The sequence below is a fragment of the Bacteroidales bacterium genome, assembly GCA_021157585.1.
GTDB lineage: Bacteria > Bacteroidota > Bacteroidia > Bacteroidales > UBA12170 > UBA12170.
In genome coordinates this window covers 1-14,495 of sequence record JAGGWH010000176.1, presented here as the reverse complement: position 1 = coordinate 14,495, position 14,495 = coordinate 1, and the positions used below count along the sequence as shown (strand labels likewise).

Below are 14,495 nucleotides of genomic sequence, written 5' to 3'. Positions count from 1 at the left end.
TTTTAATGCATGGTAACTAGTTTATATGTTTATAAAAGTTAAACTATACCACCCAAATGTGGGGGATATGTATATGTTTTATGTATTTGTTATAACTCAAATTAGAGGGGTATATTAATGCTATACTCCCAAAGTTACAGTAATATTTTGTTTATTCAACAAAAAATGAGTTGTTTATTTAAAAAATGGTAAAATACGAGCATAAAAAAGAGGATTTTTCTTCTTGAAAAATAGTTGCTTAGAGTAAATATTTTAAAACCCTCTAACATCTACGTAGATGTCCATTTTTTCCGTACTTTAGCAGCCCTAAAATTTTACTTATGATTGAAATTATTGATAAGGTAACTAATACCGAAGTACTGGAACGTGCTGTTAAACGCTACCGTGAGAAAGGAATTATTCTTCCAACATTTAAACAGATGGAAGATCCAACTTTGATTCCCGAAAAAATTGTTAAACAACTAAAATCTATTGGTTTATGGGATAACCATCCTTTAAACTTATTTCGTATTACTTGGAAAAATGAACCTGTTGAAACAGGTGGCGGATTTGGTGGTGTGAATTATATGGAGATACCTAAAGAAATTACTGGCGTTGATGCTAAAATAGTTATGGTTTTAGGTAAATATTTTCCTACCGGTGCACATAAGGTTGGAGCGGCATATGGTTGTTTAGCACCTCGTATTATTACCGGACAATTTGATCCGTCTTATAATAAAGCTGTATGGCCATCTACCGGAAATTACTGTAGAGGTGGAGCTTTCGACTCTTATTTGATGGATGTTACGGCTGTTGCTATTTTACCTGAAGAAATGAGTAAAGAACGTTTTACTTGGTTGGAAGATATTGGAGCAGAGGTTATTGCAACTCCCGGCTGTGAATCTAATGTAAAAGAAATTTATGATAAATGTTGGGAAATTCGCGAAACTCGTAAAGATGCGATTATCTTTAATCAATTTGATGAGTTTGGAAATTCAGCTTGGCATTATAATGTAACCGGAAAAGCTATTCAGGAAGTGTATGACGAAGTAAAAACAGATACCACTCGTTTTTCCGCCTATGTTTCAGCTACCGGTTCAGCGGGAACAATTGCTGCCGGAGATTATTTACGTACCTTAAATCCTCAAGTTAAAGTGGTTGCTTCAGAAGCTCTTCAATGTCCTACTTTATTAAGAAATGGTTTTGGAGGTCATCGTATTGAAGGTATTGGTGATAAACATGTTCCTTGGATACATAATGTTAGAAATACCGATGCCGTTTCTGCTATTGATGATGAACATACTATGCGTTTACTCAGACTTTTTAACGAAAAAGAGGGAAAAGAGTATTTAAAAGCAAAAGGTATTGATCCTGAGTTAGTCGATAAATTATACTTACTTGGAATTAGTAGTATTGGTAATTTGCTTGCAGCAATTAAAACAGCTAAGTATTTTGAGTACGATAAAGACGATGTGATTTTTACTATTGCTACTGATTCTGCCGAAATGTATGAAAGTAGAATAGAAGAGCAGCGTATTGAAAAAGGAGATTATAGTCAAATGCAAGCTGCTATCGACTTTGAAGGTGCGTTAATGGAACAAGGCATCGACAATATGAAAGAATTGAATTATCAAGATCAGAAAGCTATTCATAACCTAAAATATTTTACCTGGATTGAACAACAAGCCAAACCTTTAGAGGACTTGAATCAGATGTGGTATGATAGACAAATCTGGGATAAAGTATTCCATCAGCCGGATCGTTGGGATGAACTAATTGAAGAGTTTAACGATAGAACAGGTTTGTTGAAATAATAGCGAAACGTTTCAATTATTAACTTCTTGAGTTATCATTGGATTAAATAGCTAATAAAAACAAAAAAATATTTTTTTGCTTTATAGGTTTTGTACTTTTGAATCTAATTCAAAACAGTACTTCTATGTCTGCCTATCTTCTTAAAAATGCTACTTTAGTCAATGAAGGAAAACAGTTTAAAGCCGATATCCTCATTGAAAATGAACGTATTAGTAAAATAATTACAAGCAATCAGAAGATAAAGCTTCCTAATGATTGTATTAATATTGATTTAAGCGGAAAATATATTTTACCGGGAGTAATTGACGATCAGGTGCATTTTAGGGATCCCGGACTTACGCACAAAGGCGACTTGGAAACGGAATCTAAAGCCGCTGTTGCTGGTGGTGTGACTTCCTTTATGGATATGCCTAACACTATCCCCAATGTTTTAACACAGGATATTTTGGAAGAAAAATATCAAGCTGCAATTGGTCGTTCTTGGGCGAATTATTCCTTTTATATGGGAACATCAAATACCAATGTCGAGGAAGTTCTAAAAACCAATCCGGAGAATGTTTGTGGCGTAAAAATATTTTTGGGTGCTTCCACGGGTAATATGTTGGTTGATAATCAGCAAACGCTGGAAAAAATATTTGCGAAAAGTAAAATGATGATTGCTGTGCATTGTGAGGATGAAAGCACTATTCAGCATAATTTGAAAGAGGCAAAAGCAAAATATGGTGATGATATTCCAATTTCTATGCATCCGCTTATTCGTTCAGAAGAAGCTTGCTATTTATCAAGCTCTTTTGCTGTAAACTTAGCCAAAAAGCACAATACACGTTTACACGTTTTACATTTAACGACAGCCAAAGAAATGGAATTGTTTTCTAATGATAAACCATTGATAGAAAAGCGAATAACGGCAGAGGTTTGTGCGCATCATCTTTGGTTCTCGGATAAGGATTATGCTAAAAAAGGAACTTTTATTAAATGGAACCCTGCTATTAAAAAGCAAAGTGATACCGATGGATTATTAGCGGCTTTATTAGAAAATAAGATTGATGTTGTAGCAACAGATCATGCACCTCATACTTTGGAAGAAAAAGAGAATGTGTATACTAAAGCAGCTTCGGGTGGACCAATGGTTCAACATTCTTTGGTTTTGCTTTTGGAAATGATGCATCAAGGAAAAATTACTTTAGAAAGAGTGGTAGAAAAAATGTGTCATGCTCCGGCAGAAATGTTTCAAATCCTAAATAGAGGATTTATCAGGGAAGGCTATTTTGCCGATTTGGCCATCGTTGATTTAAACACTTCTTGGGAAGTAATGCCTGAGAATATTCATTATAAATGTGGGTGGTCACCTTTATTAGGACAGCAGTTTAAATCTAAAGTAGAAGCCACTTTTGTAAATGGTCAATTGGTTTACAATAAAGGTGAATTTATTTCGAAAGGGCAGGGGAAACGCTTATTGTTTAATCGTAAATAATTATTTGTAAATTATAAATTTACTTAGAAAAGCTGCAAAACCATAATTCCTATAAGCAGTAATTTTCTTTTTCCTTCATATTAGCAAGTATGTTTGGCTAATATTTTCTGTACATCGTAAATGTTTACTTTCTTATTGAATTTCTTTTGAATACTAGCTTGTTGTTCGCTTGATATCCAAATTTTTAGCTCTGCATCTAAATCAAAGTGCCCCGAAGTCTCAATGCTAAAGCGAGAAATGCTTTTGTATCCAATACTGAGGTATTCTGTTTTTTTGCCGGAGAGTCCTTGTTTGTCAACTAAAATTAGTCGTTTGTTGGTAAAGATAAAAGTATCGCGGATAAGTTTAAACCCAATTTCTATTTCTTCTCCTTCTGTGAATAAGTTACTATACTCTTCTTGCAGTTTTTCATTATCAACTATACCTGCATTGCCCATTAATCCTGATAATAGTCCCATAAAATATTGATTTGAAATTTATATATAGCGAATATAGGAAAAAACGAATAAATTAAAAATAAGATTCATTAAGTCAAACTTAAAGCTTTTTTCCCAGCTTGTTTTAAATCAGAGGCATAGATTAATATTCCCTCTTCGTGACCACCCATAACAATAAGTCCGGTATCCGATTTTTCTTTTAAAATTAAACTTTGTAAGCTGTAGGCCATTTCCGGTGTTCCATAGGGAGCACTAACATCTGAAGTGGGCAATCGATTCAGATACTTTTTCCACAATTGTAAATTATGAATATGTATTATGGCTTTTGTTTGAGGCGATGCGCTGTAAATAGCAGCATGTGAAAGCGATTCTGATGAAGCGGGTAAGTTTCCAATACAGCTCAACCAATTTTTATCCAAATTAAATTCATCGACTAAGGAAAAGTGAGAAGCATCAAGTACATCCTTATTTCCTGTAGCCGAGGCACTAATAATAAATTGATTGTCTTGATAGCGTTGACTGATATTTCCAAAACCAATGCCATTGGGATAACTCCCTATCAGCTTTGCTTGATACAGTTTTTGTCGCCAATAGATAAGTTCTTCAAGCTTGATTTCAGGTAGTCTTGCCGGAATCCACTCATAATGGAATTTTATATAGCCTTCGTCTTGATTAGTTGTCATGTTCGGGATATAAATTTAAAATACTTTCCTTATCAGCTTTACAAATCCCACGTTCGGTAATTAAGCCACTTACCAATCGGGCAGGGGTAATATCAAAACCATAATTACCACCTACATTCCTTTCGGGAGTAATCATTACTTCAACTATTTTATCTTTGTAAACACCTTCAATATGACTGATTTCTTGTTGGTTACGTTTTTCTATTGGGATTTCTTTTAATCCATCCTCCATTTTCCAATCAATAGTAGAAGAGGGAAGTGCAACATAAAAAGGAATGTCATTGTCTTTTGCTGCTAAAGCTTTTAAATAAGTGCCAATTTTATTGGCGACATCTCCTGTCTTTGTTGTTCTGTCGGAGCCAACAATAACTAAATCAACCATTCCTTTCTGCATTAAATAACCTCCGGTATTGTCGGGGATTACGGTATGCTTTATTCCGTGTTGCTCCAATTCCCAAGAGGTTAAACGTGCTCCTTGGTTGCGAGGTCGTGTTTCGTCGACCCAAACGTGTACATCAATATCTTTATCAAATGCGGCATAAATTGGAGCTGTTGCCGATCCGTAATCCACAAACGCCAACCAGCCTGCATTGCAATGAGTGAGAATGTTTACGGTTTCTCCATTTTTCTTATAACTTATTTCTCGGATTAATGATAGACCATGTTCACCGATTAGTCGGCAAGCTTCTGCATCTTGATTGGCAATGGCTTCAGCAGATTTAAGCGCATTTTGAATATTTTTATCTGTTCCTATATTTTTAAGCATTAAATCTACTGCCCAAGTCAGATTAACAGCTGTTGGTCGGGTTGCTTTTAAAAGCGATGCTGATTTTTCGATAGCTTCTATGAAATTTGTTTCGTTTTGAGCTTCGATACTTGCCAAATACATACCATAAGCACCTGCCGCACCAATCAATCCGGCTCCACGTAAGTGCATATCTTTAATGGCAATGCACATTTCCTTTACGGTAGAAATAGTTTCAATCTCAAAATAGAAAGGAAGCTTTCGCTGATCAATAATCTGGATGCTCTTCTTATTATCCGGATTTAACCAAATTGTTCTATAATGTTTTCCGTTTACGTTCATTTTTTAATCAGTATAAAGCAAATACTTTTTTCTTTTAGCCTTGAAAGTGTTTAATTCGCTTTCCCAACTTTTTCTTATCTCCACTTCTGTTTTTCCGGTTTTTATTTGCTCTTGTAATTTATCGTTTCCTGCTAACAGATTGAAAAAATTGGTGAAGAATTTAGCCTTATCAGGATAAGAGGAGTAAAAATCTATTATATATTGCAAATTAAGTTTGTTTGGACGACCGTATTTAGTTGAAAATTCACGTAAGTCGAGTCCGTAGCAAAGCTGATTTTCAAATTTGGGATGTGCGCTTTTTCCTTCTACACTTTGCGGTTTAAACGAAAACCTTTTTTCTTTAGCTTCAGGATAACCAATAAGTTGGAAAGGATAATCGGTTCCACGTCCAATACTTATTGGAGTTCCTTCAAAAAAGCAAAGCGAAGGGTAGAGTGCAATGGAATTATCATTGGGTAAATTTGGTGAAGGAGATATAGGCAAATGATAAGGCATTTGGTGATTATAATCCTTGACAGGAATAATGCTTAACTCACATTGTGCTTGGTTTTTTAACCAGCCTTCGCCGTTTATCATTAAAGCCAATTCGCCTAAAGTCATAGCGTGAACAACGGGAATAGGAAGTAGTCCGACGAAAGACTGAAACTCCTTTTCCAAAACAGGTCCGTCGATATAATTAGCATTAGGATTGGGGCGATCTAAAATTAAAAGAGGAATATCATTCTCGGCGCAAGCCTCCATAATATAAGTTAATGTTGAGATATACGTATAGAATCGCACTCCAACATCTTGAATATCAAAAATCATCAGTTCAATTCCTTCTAAACTTTCTTTAGATGGCTTTTTACTGCTGCCATAAAGAGAAATAATTGGAATGCCTGTTTTGGAATCCAGTCCATTGCTAATATGTGCTCCGGCTTCGGCTTGTCCACGAAAACCATGCTCAGGAGCAAAGACTTTTTGGATTTTAAATCCGGCATTTAATAAAGAATCAACTATATGAGTATTTTTAATACGGCTGCTTTGATTAGCTACAATACCAAGTTGTTTTCCTCTAATTTGATAAAAATATTTTTCTGTCTGATTAGCAGCAGGAATAGGGGACTGCGCTTGTGAAAACATCGCGATAAGCAATATTAAAAAAAGGAATTGTAGTTTCTTGCCAAGCATAAACTTAGAATTGATATTTTTGTAACAAAAATACGCTTTTCATCTGTAAATAAATTTATATTTTGGTCAGATGGAACATTCATTGAAATTAATATGCTTTTTCGCCAAATTTTAGGGGATGAATGTTTCGTTGAAAGGTTAATCATTTAAAAGAAATCGTTATTTGAATACCGAACTTTATATTGCAAGGCATCTTATTCAAAAGCATTCGCATAATTTTTCGCGACCTATTATTCGTATTTCTATTTTAAGCGTGGTGCTTGGATTAGCGGTAATGTTGCTTTCTGTTTCTATAGTTACAGGTTTTAAAAAAGAAATTCGTGATAAGGTAACGGGATTTGCCGGACATATTCAGATTAACAAATACGATTCTAATTCGTCTTTCGAAGCTTCGCCTATAAATTATGGCGATTCGTTGAAGCAAGGAATAGAACAGATAGATGGTGTTAGGCATGTGCAGCCTGTGGCTACTAAAGCCGGAATAATGCAAGCAAAAGAGGATATGCTTGGTATTATTTTAAAAGGTGTTGATTTTAATTTTGATACTGCTTTTTTCGCAAAACATATTCTCGAAGGTCGTTTTCCTGATATTGGTCCCAACAAACGATCGGATGAAATTTTAATTTCAAAGTATATAGCAGATCATCTACAGTTGGCTTTGAAAGATACAGTTAGAGTTTATTTTTTAAATAATATTGAAACTACTGTTAGAGGGAGACGATTGTTTGTAAGCGGAATATATGAAACCAGTTTTGAGGAATTTGATGAGTCTTTTGTGGTAGCAGATCAACGTCATGTTCAGCGTTTAAACAATTGGACTAAAGACCAAGTAAGCGGAATAGAAGTTTTTATAGATGATTTTGATCATATGGAAGCAATTACAGAAAAGATATACGCTAAATTGGATTATAATTTAACGGCTAGCAATGCTAAAGATTTATATCCTCAGATCTTTGACTGGTTGGCTTTACAGGATATTAATGTAGTGGTTATTTTGACTTTGATGCTTTTGATTTCTTCAGTAAGTATGATATCTACTTTGTTGGTGCTTATTTTGGAAAGAACAACCACTATTGGAGTTCTTAAAGCCTTGGGAACCCAAAATGCGAGTATTCGAAAGATATTTTTGTATCAAGCCGTTTACATCATTATAAGAGGTTTGTTTTGGGGAAATCTGCTTGGATTGGGTTTGGCTGTTCTTCAGAAATATTTTGGAATAATTAAACTCGATCAGGCTAATTATTATATGTCGGAAGTCCCCATAAACTTAGATATTCTACCTTTGCTATGGGTTAATGTTTTAAGCTTAGCAATTATCCTTTTATTTCTTTTGATACCTTCTTTTATAGCTTCAAAAATTAGCCCTGTATCAGCCATACGGTACGAGTAGAGCAGATTTATTATCAATAAAAAACTGCTTATTTATGTCTTCTCTTAGCTTGCTGACGAAGCAAAAGATAAGCTTGTTTAATTTTCTCTGGGTCAGTATTTGGATCTTCTTCAAGTACTTTTGCTTTGTACTCCAGATAAGTCATATTTTCGATTTCGTCAAGAAGTTCATCCAAATCTTCATCAGAATTAGCATCTAAAGCAGCGTTAGCCTCATCAAAATCAGGAAACAATTCACTGGCATCGTGAGTTTCAAGAGCAAAACCTTTAGGTACTTCAAACATATCGGAAGAAACTTTAGTATCAACTTTTATACTTGTAGCTGTTTCTTTGGTATTTCCGGCAACCGATTTTAAAGTCAAGCCATTCCAAACCCAAATTCTGTGAGTGCCATGTTTCCAAATATCACAAGTTTTTCCTGCAATTTTTTCTTGTCCTTTTTTCTCAAAGCCCATTTTTACTAAAATATTTTCGGCTGTCTCTTCCCAATCTCTGTTTGAATTGGACAAAGCGTAGGCTAGGGGATTATGCATTTTTATTGCCGACTTATTTTTATAGTCAATGCTAATAATATCTGCACCAATTAATATTTGTGTTTGCTTTTCTTTTTTTAGCTGTCGGTATTCGGCTATTTTATACCCACTCATATCAATATACATTGTTTTAGTACCTTTTTGTGGCCCTTCTACTTTATATTCTACAATAGCAGTTCTAAAAGCATATCTTTTATAATCTTCGGGGTTTTGAGAAGCTGCTCCTTCAACGTAGTCGTCCGACCATTCTTGAGCTTTTCCCAATCCTAATCTGGTATAATCTTCAGCTTTTTTATTATATTCTTCGGCTTTCTGTAATCCGGGTTCAGCTGCTACTCTTGCTTTATCTAAATTCTTTTCGGCCTGATCCATACCAATGGCTTCAGCTTTCTCCATTTGTTCTTCACCCTTTTTCTGACCTTCAGCTTTGGCTTTTTCTTTGGCTTCATCAGCTTTCTTTTTACCTATAGCTTTACCTCTTTGTTCAAATTTGTTTTTTAATTTCTTTTGAAATCCACCAAATTGAGCTTTAGTAGTTGTAGATAAGGCAAATACGAAAATTAGTGATAGAAATAGCGTTTTTTTCATAGGTTTAAGTTTTAGTATTATATTTTAGCAAAACTAATACTTATTGAAATAACAATGAAATAGATATGAAAGCGATGAGTAATAATTTGAATTTGAAGGTTTTTGAGAGGAAAGCGTTTGGTATTCGTATTCGATAAAAGAATTTAACGCTGTTTACATTTATAGAAAAAAGTATGTCTTTGTAATGGTTGTGTAAGTAAGACGTTAAACCGTAAGTATATTGTAATTTACGCTCTGCTAATATTTCCACTCAAATTTTAAATTCAGAAGAAGCATCACATCAATTATTATTAATTTCAATCAAACATTCCAATGAAGATAAGCGCTACACTATTTATTTTACTAATGACAATGGCATTAATTGCTCAAGATACGATCTACTACGATAACGATAGAAATGAATTGAAGTCAATAGAATCTATGTCTTATTATGAGATTATTACTAAGGATCTACTTGACACCAATCAAGTAATGGTTAAGAAATATGATAAATCGGGTCAAATTCTAGAAGAGAATTTTTATAGTTTTTACAGTAAGCACAAGCGAGACGATGAGCTTGTTGATACAAATTTTAGAATCCCTATTTCGTTTAATATTTGACAATAATATTCTATTTTCTTTTTGCTTATTTTTGCAGAAGAACCCCGATAGCTATCGTATGAATTTAATATAAAAGAAAGAAATAATATGAAAAAAAGAATTGGAAGTATAGCGATGATAGTTTTGTTTACAAGTGTTTTATTTACCTCTTGTAAAGAAGCCGTTAAAACTGTTGAGAAAGATACAAGCAGTCGTATTCTTGAAGAAGAAGTAATTGCTGCTCAAAAAACATGGGGTGATGCCATTGTAGCTATTGGTAAAGCTTATTCTAATGAAGAAGATTATAAAGCTGTGGCTGTTAAAACGGTAAATGAACTTTATGCTTATGATGAAACTACCGTTTTGTTTAAGCCAACTAAAGCTGCAAGTGTTCAGTTTCGTTTAACAAAAGATGAAGCTGTTTCTTACTTTGTTGGAGGAATTGTAGCGGAAGATCATGGTTTTGCCATTCAGCCTTGGAGCAAAGTTCGTTTTGAGAATGCCGGTATTTTTATCGATGATGATTCTGCTATTGCAATGGGAAACTACTTTTTTACTGATGCCAACACAGGTGTAGAAGCGAAGGTGGAATTTACTTTTGGTTATATAAAAGATAAGCAGGGGAATTTATTAATTAATGTACATCATTCATCATTTCCTTATAATCCGGAACATTAAATATCATCAAGCTGTTTTGATAGGAAGAATTAGATTGTAAAATATAAAATCCTCACATCTATTTTGATGTGGGGATTTTTTGTTTATACTGCTTAAAATTGTACTGAGACTCTGTTGTTTTGGATATTATTATTACATTGCGCGCTTTTTTAGAGTATAAATTATTTTCTCAAGATGGGTGTAAAGACATATCGGATAATAGTTAAAGGCGTTTTCTTTGCGCTCGCTTTATTTGCTGTTTTCAATATTACTCCCAATAAGTATTATATGCTTATTCTTCTTGGATTAACATTGGTAATTACCCTTTTATTTCGTACTGTTTTTTGTGGTTGGGTATGTCCAATTGGAACACTTTTCGATTTGCTAAGAGGTGTAGGAAAGGGCTTTGGAAAAATCCCATTTGTTAAACCGATAAACAAAAAATATAAAAAATGGATTAAAAAGAATACTGTGGTTTTACGTAAAATTGATAAATACGTTAGATTCTTTCGATATGTATTTTTTTTATGGATTTTACAATCTGCACTTTTGGGTATTGCATCAATTAAAAATGAAGGTGAACGAGGAATAGAAAGTGTTTTGTATTTAGTAATTGTTATGTTAGTTGCCGGACTCTTTATTGAGAGAGCATGGTGTAAATACAGTTGTCCTGTAGGTGCGTTAATGGGAATTGTTGGGAAGCTAAGTCCCACAAGCATAACAAGAAATGAGGATGCTTGTATCTCCTGTAATATTTGCTCAAATACTTGTCCGATGAATATTGATGTAGTAAAAAGAGATTTTGTAAAAGATATTGATTGTCAGACATGTATGAAATGTGTTGATGCTTGTCCTGTTGATAATGCTTTGGATTTAAAAATGAAACCCACTCTTTTTAATAAAAAAGATTCCTCGAAAAGGGCAAGTTAAATTTTTTTGAACCTTTTAGATTTGTAATTTTTATTGATAATAGTCATTCTTTTGTCTTAACTTGGTCGTTCGTTATTATTTGTTATGAGAGTAGTAAGGGTAATAGCTTTATCAATATTGGTGTTAATACAATTTTCTTGTCAAAGAGATAAAGAATGTCCGGCGTTTAATAGCTCCGATATACAACATGTTGCATACAATGCATTCGATACCATAAAATTTATCAATACCCAAAATGATTCTTTATTTATTTATCTCCAAGATTTTCAATTCTCGAAGAGTTTTAAGCAGGATTGTGATTTTGCAGACTTTGTTTGTCCTTGCATTAATTACGTTGAGTTAACTGCCAAAAACTCTGAAGATGATATTCCCTATGTATTTCTGAAAATGGAGCAAAGCGATGCCTCTGATATGCGCTATTTTGAATATAAGATTTTAGATTTTGATTTCAAAATAGACTTTGATAATGAAATCGCTTTTGCCGATGATTTTCCATATATGGAGTTAATTGATAATTTAATTATCAATCAGAAAACTTACATTAATGTTGTTATTTATACCAATACCGAAAATCAAGTTTCAAATGTATTAAAAGTGTTTTTAAATAAGGAAAACGGAATATTACGTATTCAAACTAAAGAGAATATAATTTGGGATTTGATAAATTGAGTTTCTAAAGTTAATTTCCAAATAAGTTTCTACAAAAGCACAGTCTTATTACACTTCGTAAATCATTATACTTCGTTGTTTTTTACTTCTATATGTCGATAAATTAGCCTTATCTTTGCAGTCAATTTATAATCAGAAATATGAGTCATAAAGCCGGTTTTGTTAATATTTTAGGAAATCCCAATGTGGGGAAGTCAACCCTTATGAATGCCTTAGTTGGTGAGAAGTTATCTATTATAACTTCCAAAGCGCAGACAACGCGTCATCGTATTATGGGTATCGTAAATGGAGAGGATTTTCAGATTGTATATTCCGATACTCCGGGTATAGTGGATACTGCTTACAAACTTCACGAAAGTATGATGAATTTTGTGGAATCAGCTTTAATAGATGCTGATATTTTTCTTTATCTGGTCGAGGTAAAACAACGCATTAAGAACGATACAATTATTCGGAAAATAAATGAATCGGGTATTCCAACTTTGGTTTTGATTAATAAAATAGATTTATCTAATCAAGATGCCGTTGTTGAAGCAATGGAATTTTGGAAAGAGAAGATGCCAAATTCAGAAGTAATTCCAATGTCGGCTTTAAATAATTTTAATGTAGATAAGGTTTTGGATACTATTTTGGAGAAACTCCCCGAATCGCCTGCTTATTTCTCAAAAGATGAACTTACTGATAAAACAGAACGCTTTTTTGCACAGGAAATTATCAGAGAAAAAATACTCTTGAATTATCAAAAAGAGATTCCTTATTCTGTTGAAATTGAGGTGGAGTCTTTTATTGAAGAAGAGAAAATCATTAAAATACGAGCCAATATTTATGTCGCTCGAAATACTCAAAAAGGCATTATCATTGGTCATCAAGGTAGTATGCTTAAAAAAGTCGGGACTGCTGCACGTATCGATATGGAAGCATTCTTTGATAAAAAAGTCTTTTTAGAACTTTATGTTCGTGTTCAAAAAGATTGGCGTAATAATGAGCGTGATTTAAAACGTTTTGGTTATTTGTAATAATAGTCTAAACATTTGGTCAATTTTCAAATAATTGTATTTTTGCCACGATTTAAAAATAATGGGAAAAGTTATTGGAATAGGTGGAGTTAGTCGTGCTGGAAAAACCAGTTTAGCTCAAAGAATCAGTGATTGGTTACCAAATCAAAAGGTAAAAATTCTTCATCAGGACGATTATGTTATTCCAAAATCTAAAATGCCCTTGGTAAGAGGTCAAATAGATTGGGAAAACCCTGACTCTTTAGATTTTGCTTCTTTTCGTGAAGAAATATTAAAAGTACAAAAAGAATACGATTATATTATTGCCGAAGGGTTGATGGTTTACTGGAATCCCGAAGTATATCAATTATTTGATAAAAGTATTTTTATCGAGATTTCTAAGGAGACTTTTCTAAATCGTAAGACCTTAGATTTTCGCTGGGAAAACGAGCCTGATTGGTATATAGAACATATTTGGAATAATCATTTTGTGTATGGGAGAACTCCCGAAAACATGCGTGATGTATTGTGTATGTCGGGCGAGAGCCAGTTTATCTCCGATATCGTAAAGCATTATCTGGAGGATTAAACATGTCGCAGATTATCTTAACAAAAGATATTGAAATAGAAGATTTAGTTACTCATTATCCACTTTCCGTAAAATATCTTTCCGAAAAAGGAATTCGTTGTATAGCTTGTGGTGAACCTATTTGGGGGACTTTGGAAGAAGCTGCTACCGAGAAAGGTTTTGATCAGAATCAAATAGCTCTTTTTGTGGAAGAATTAAAGGCATTAAAATAAAGCAGCTTAGTGTCTCGCAGTATATATAATTGTTAAACTTAATCCCTGATTGGCCGTGTTTTGTAAATCGTATGGAATAGCTTAAATTTGGCTTTCTATTTTACAAAAATATTGAATGAAAATCAATACAAGTTTTAGTAGAATGCTTTTTGGTATTTTTAAAGAAATAAGCAATGGAAAAGAAAAATGTGATTATTACAGGAGCATCATCAGGTATTGGGAAAGCACTTGTGTATGAGTATTTTAAGAGAGGTTTTCAGGTGACTATGGCTGCTCGTAATCGTGAGGCTATGGAAAAAATTGCTGATGACCTTGACCCCAAGCGAAACGATATTTTATTGATAAAAACAGATGTTACCATTGAATCTGATTGTCGGAATTTAATTGAAAAGAGTGTAGCTCGTTTTGGTAAGGTTGATATACTGATTAATAATGCAGGTATTTCTATGCGTGCCATTTTTAACGATATGCATTTGGATGTTATGCGAAGAGTTATGGACGTTAATTTTTGGGGAACAGTATATTGTACAAAGTATGCTTTACCTTATCTTTTGAAAACGAAAGGCTCTTTGGTGGGTGTTATTTCTATTGCAGGTTATTTGGGCCTTCCGGCCCGATCGGCTTATTCTGCTTCTAAATATGCTGTTCGTGGTTTCTTAGATACTTTACGTGTTGAAAACTTAAAAAAGGACTTGCACGTATTGGTTGC

At 33.6% G+C, this 14,495-nt stretch carries 16 protein-coding genes; 11 read left to right on the top strand and 5 right to left on the bottom strand.

Features of this window, described 5'->3' with window-relative positions; genetic code table 11:
* Positions 1 to 320 precede the first annotated feature (320 nt).
* Positions 321 to 1,793, top strand: coding sequence for a pyridoxal-phosphate dependent enzyme (locus J7K39_12375; protein ID MCD6180690.1), 1,473 nt, complete (start codon positions 321 to 323; stop codon positions 1,791 to 1,793).
* A 125-nt stretch (positions 1,794 to 1,918) separates the two neighbouring features.
* Complete coding sequence (locus J7K39_12370; GenBank protein MCD6180689.1) at positions 1,919 to 3,268, top strand: dihydroorotase; 1,350 nt, start codon at positions 1,919 to 1,921, stop codon at positions 3,266 to 3,268.
* Positions 3,269 to 3,348: 80 nt separating this feature from the next.
* Here the strand turns inward: J7K39_12370 and J7K39_12365 are convergent, their stop codons facing one another.
* The 4 genes from J7K39_12365 to J7K39_12350 all read right to left on the bottom strand — a co-directional run bounded on the left by J7K39_12365 (position 3,349) and on the right by J7K39_12350 (position 6,645).
* A complete protein-coding gene (locus J7K39_12365) occupies positions 3,349 to 3,726 on the bottom strand; it encodes a PH domain-containing protein (GenBank protein MCD6180688.1) in 378 nt (125 codons plus the stop codon).
* Between the two features lie 68 nt (positions 3,727 to 3,794).
* On the bottom strand, positions 3,795 to 4,388 hold the full coding sequence (locus J7K39_12360) for a class II aldolase/adducin family protein (GenBank protein MCD6180687.1): 594 nt from the start codon (positions 4,386 to 4,388) through the stop codon (positions 3,795 to 3,797).
* Positions 4,378 to 5,475: an S-methyl-5-thioribose-1-phosphate isomerase gene (mtnA, locus tag J7K39_12355; GenBank protein ID MCD6180686.1), complete on the bottom strand. Its 1,098-nt coding sequence runs from the start codon at positions 5,473 to 5,475 to the stop codon at positions 4,378 to 4,380. The genes J7K39_12360 and mtnA overlap by 11 nt, the downstream gene beginning before the upstream one ends.
* Before the next feature lie 3 nt (positions 5,476 to 5,478).
* Entirely contained in the window at positions 5,479 to 6,645 is a 1,167-nt protein-coding gene (locus J7K39_12350; GenBank protein ID MCD6180685.1) for a DUF1343 domain-containing protein, read from the bottom strand.
* A 163-nt stretch (positions 6,646 to 6,808) separates the two neighbouring features.
* Here J7K39_12350 and J7K39_12345 point away from each other — a divergent pair, with 163 nt between their 5' ends.
* The gene (locus J7K39_12345; GenBank protein ID MCD6180684.1) at positions 6,809 to 8,035 is read left to right on the top strand and encodes an ABC transporter permease; all 1,227 of its coding nucleotides are present in this window, start codon (positions 6,809 to 6,811) and stop codon (positions 8,033 to 8,035) included.
* A gap of 28 nt (positions 8,036 to 8,063) precedes the next feature.
* Here the strand turns inward: J7K39_12345 and J7K39_12340 are convergent, their stop codons facing one another.
* Positions 8,064 to 9,155: a hypothetical protein gene (locus J7K39_12340; protein ID MCD6180683.1), complete on the bottom strand. Its 1,092-nt coding sequence runs from the start codon at positions 9,153 to 9,155 to the stop codon at positions 8,064 to 8,066.
* Between the two features lie 312 nt (positions 9,156 to 9,467).
* Here J7K39_12340 and J7K39_12335 point away from each other — a divergent pair, with 312 nt between their 5' ends.
* From J7K39_12335 to J7K39_12300, 8 genes are all read left to right on the top strand, one after another.
* Positions 9,468 to 9,755 carry a hypothetical protein gene (locus J7K39_12335; GenBank protein MCD6180682.1) on the top strand — a complete coding sequence of 96 codons (288 nt, stop codon included), beginning with the start codon at positions 9,468 to 9,470 and terminating at the stop codon, positions 9,753 to 9,755.
* Positions 9,756 to 9,842: 87 nt separating this feature from the next.
* Complete coding sequence (locus J7K39_12330) at positions 9,843 to 10,412, top strand: hypothetical protein (protein ID MCD6180681.1); 570 nt, start codon at positions 9,843 to 9,845, stop codon at positions 10,410 to 10,412.
* Positions 10,413 to 10,586: 174 nt separating this feature from the next.
* Positions 10,587 to 11,321 (top strand): 4Fe-4S binding protein, encoded by a 735-nt coding sequence (locus tag J7K39_12325; protein MCD6180680.1) that lies wholly within the window; start codon positions 10,587 to 10,589, stop codon positions 11,319 to 11,321.
* A gap of 84 nt (positions 11,322 to 11,405) precedes the next feature.
* Positions 11,406 to 11,990, top strand: coding sequence for a hypothetical protein (locus J7K39_12320; protein ID MCD6180679.1), 585 nt, complete (start codon positions 11,406 to 11,408; stop codon positions 11,988 to 11,990).
* A gap of 140 nt (positions 11,991 to 12,130) precedes the next feature.
* On the top strand, positions 12,131 to 13,006 hold the full coding sequence (gene era / locus J7K39_12315; GenBank protein ID MCD6180678.1) for a GTPase Era: 876 nt from the start codon (positions 12,131 to 12,133) through the stop codon (positions 13,004 to 13,006).
* A 61-nt stretch (positions 13,007 to 13,067) separates the two neighbouring features.
* On the top strand, positions 13,068 to 13,574 hold the full coding sequence (locus J7K39_12310; GenBank protein ID MCD6180677.1) for a hypothetical protein: 507 nt from the start codon (positions 13,068 to 13,070) through the stop codon (positions 13,572 to 13,574).
* 2 nt (positions 13,575 to 13,576) lie between these two features.
* Positions 13,577 to 13,786: a hypothetical protein gene (locus J7K39_12305; GenBank protein MCD6180676.1), complete on the top strand. Its 210-nt coding sequence runs from the start codon at positions 13,577 to 13,579 to the stop codon at positions 13,784 to 13,786.
* A 173-nt stretch (positions 13,787 to 13,959) separates the two neighbouring features.
* Positions 13,960 to 14,495 (top strand): SDR family oxidoreductase (locus J7K39_12300; GenBank protein MCD6180675.1); only part of this gene is annotated, 536 nt, incomplete at its 3' end.

Coding starts and splice junctions, on each gene's coding strand:
- J7K39_12370 (MCD6180689.1), top strand. CDS start 1,919: ATGTCTGCCTATCTTCTTAAAAATGCTACTTTAGTCAATGAAGGAAAA.
- J7K39_12350 (MCD6180685.1), bottom strand. CDS start 6,645: ATGCTTGGCAAGAAACTACAATTCCTTTTTTTAATATTGCTTATCGCG.
- J7K39_12335 (MCD6180682.1), top strand. CDS start 9,468: ATGAAGATAAGCGCTACACTATTTATTTTACTAATGACAATGGCATTA.
- J7K39_12365 (MCD6180688.1), bottom strand. CDS start 3,726: ATGGGACTATTATCAGGATTAATGGGCAATGCAGGTATAGTTGATAAT.
- J7K39_12360 (MCD6180687.1), bottom strand. CDS start 4,388: ATGACAACTAATCAAGACGAAGGCTATATAAAATTCCATTATGAGTGG.
- mtnA (MCD6180686.1), bottom strand. CDS start 5,475: ATGAACGTAAACGGAAAACATTATAGAACAATTTGGTTAAATCCGGAT.
- J7K39_12340 (MCD6180683.1), bottom strand. CDS start 9,155: ATGAAAAAAACGCTATTTCTATCACTAATTTTCGTATTTGCCTTATCT.
- J7K39_12305 (MCD6180676.1), top strand. CDS start 13,577: ATGTCGCAGATTATCTTAACAAAAGATATTGAAATAGAAGATTTAGTT.
- J7K39_12325 (MCD6180680.1), top strand. CDS start 10,587: ATGGGTGTAAAGACATATCGGATAATAGTTAAAGGCGTTTTCTTTGCG.
- J7K39_12310 (MCD6180677.1), top strand. CDS start 13,068: ATGGGAAAAGTTATTGGAATAGGTGGAGTTAGTCGTGCTGGAAAAACC.
- J7K39_12330 (MCD6180681.1), top strand. CDS start 9,843: ATGAAAAAAAGAATTGGAAGTATAGCGATGATAGTTTTGTTTACAAGT.
- J7K39_12320 (MCD6180679.1), top strand. CDS start 11,406: ATGAGAGTAGTAAGGGTAATAGCTTTATCAATATTGGTGTTAATACAA.
- era (MCD6180678.1), top strand. CDS start 12,131: ATGAGTCATAAAGCCGGTTTTGTTAATATTTTAGGAAATCCCAATGTG.
- J7K39_12375 (MCD6180690.1), top strand. CDS start 321: ATGATTGAAATTATTGATAAGGTAACTAATACCGAAGTACTGGAACGT.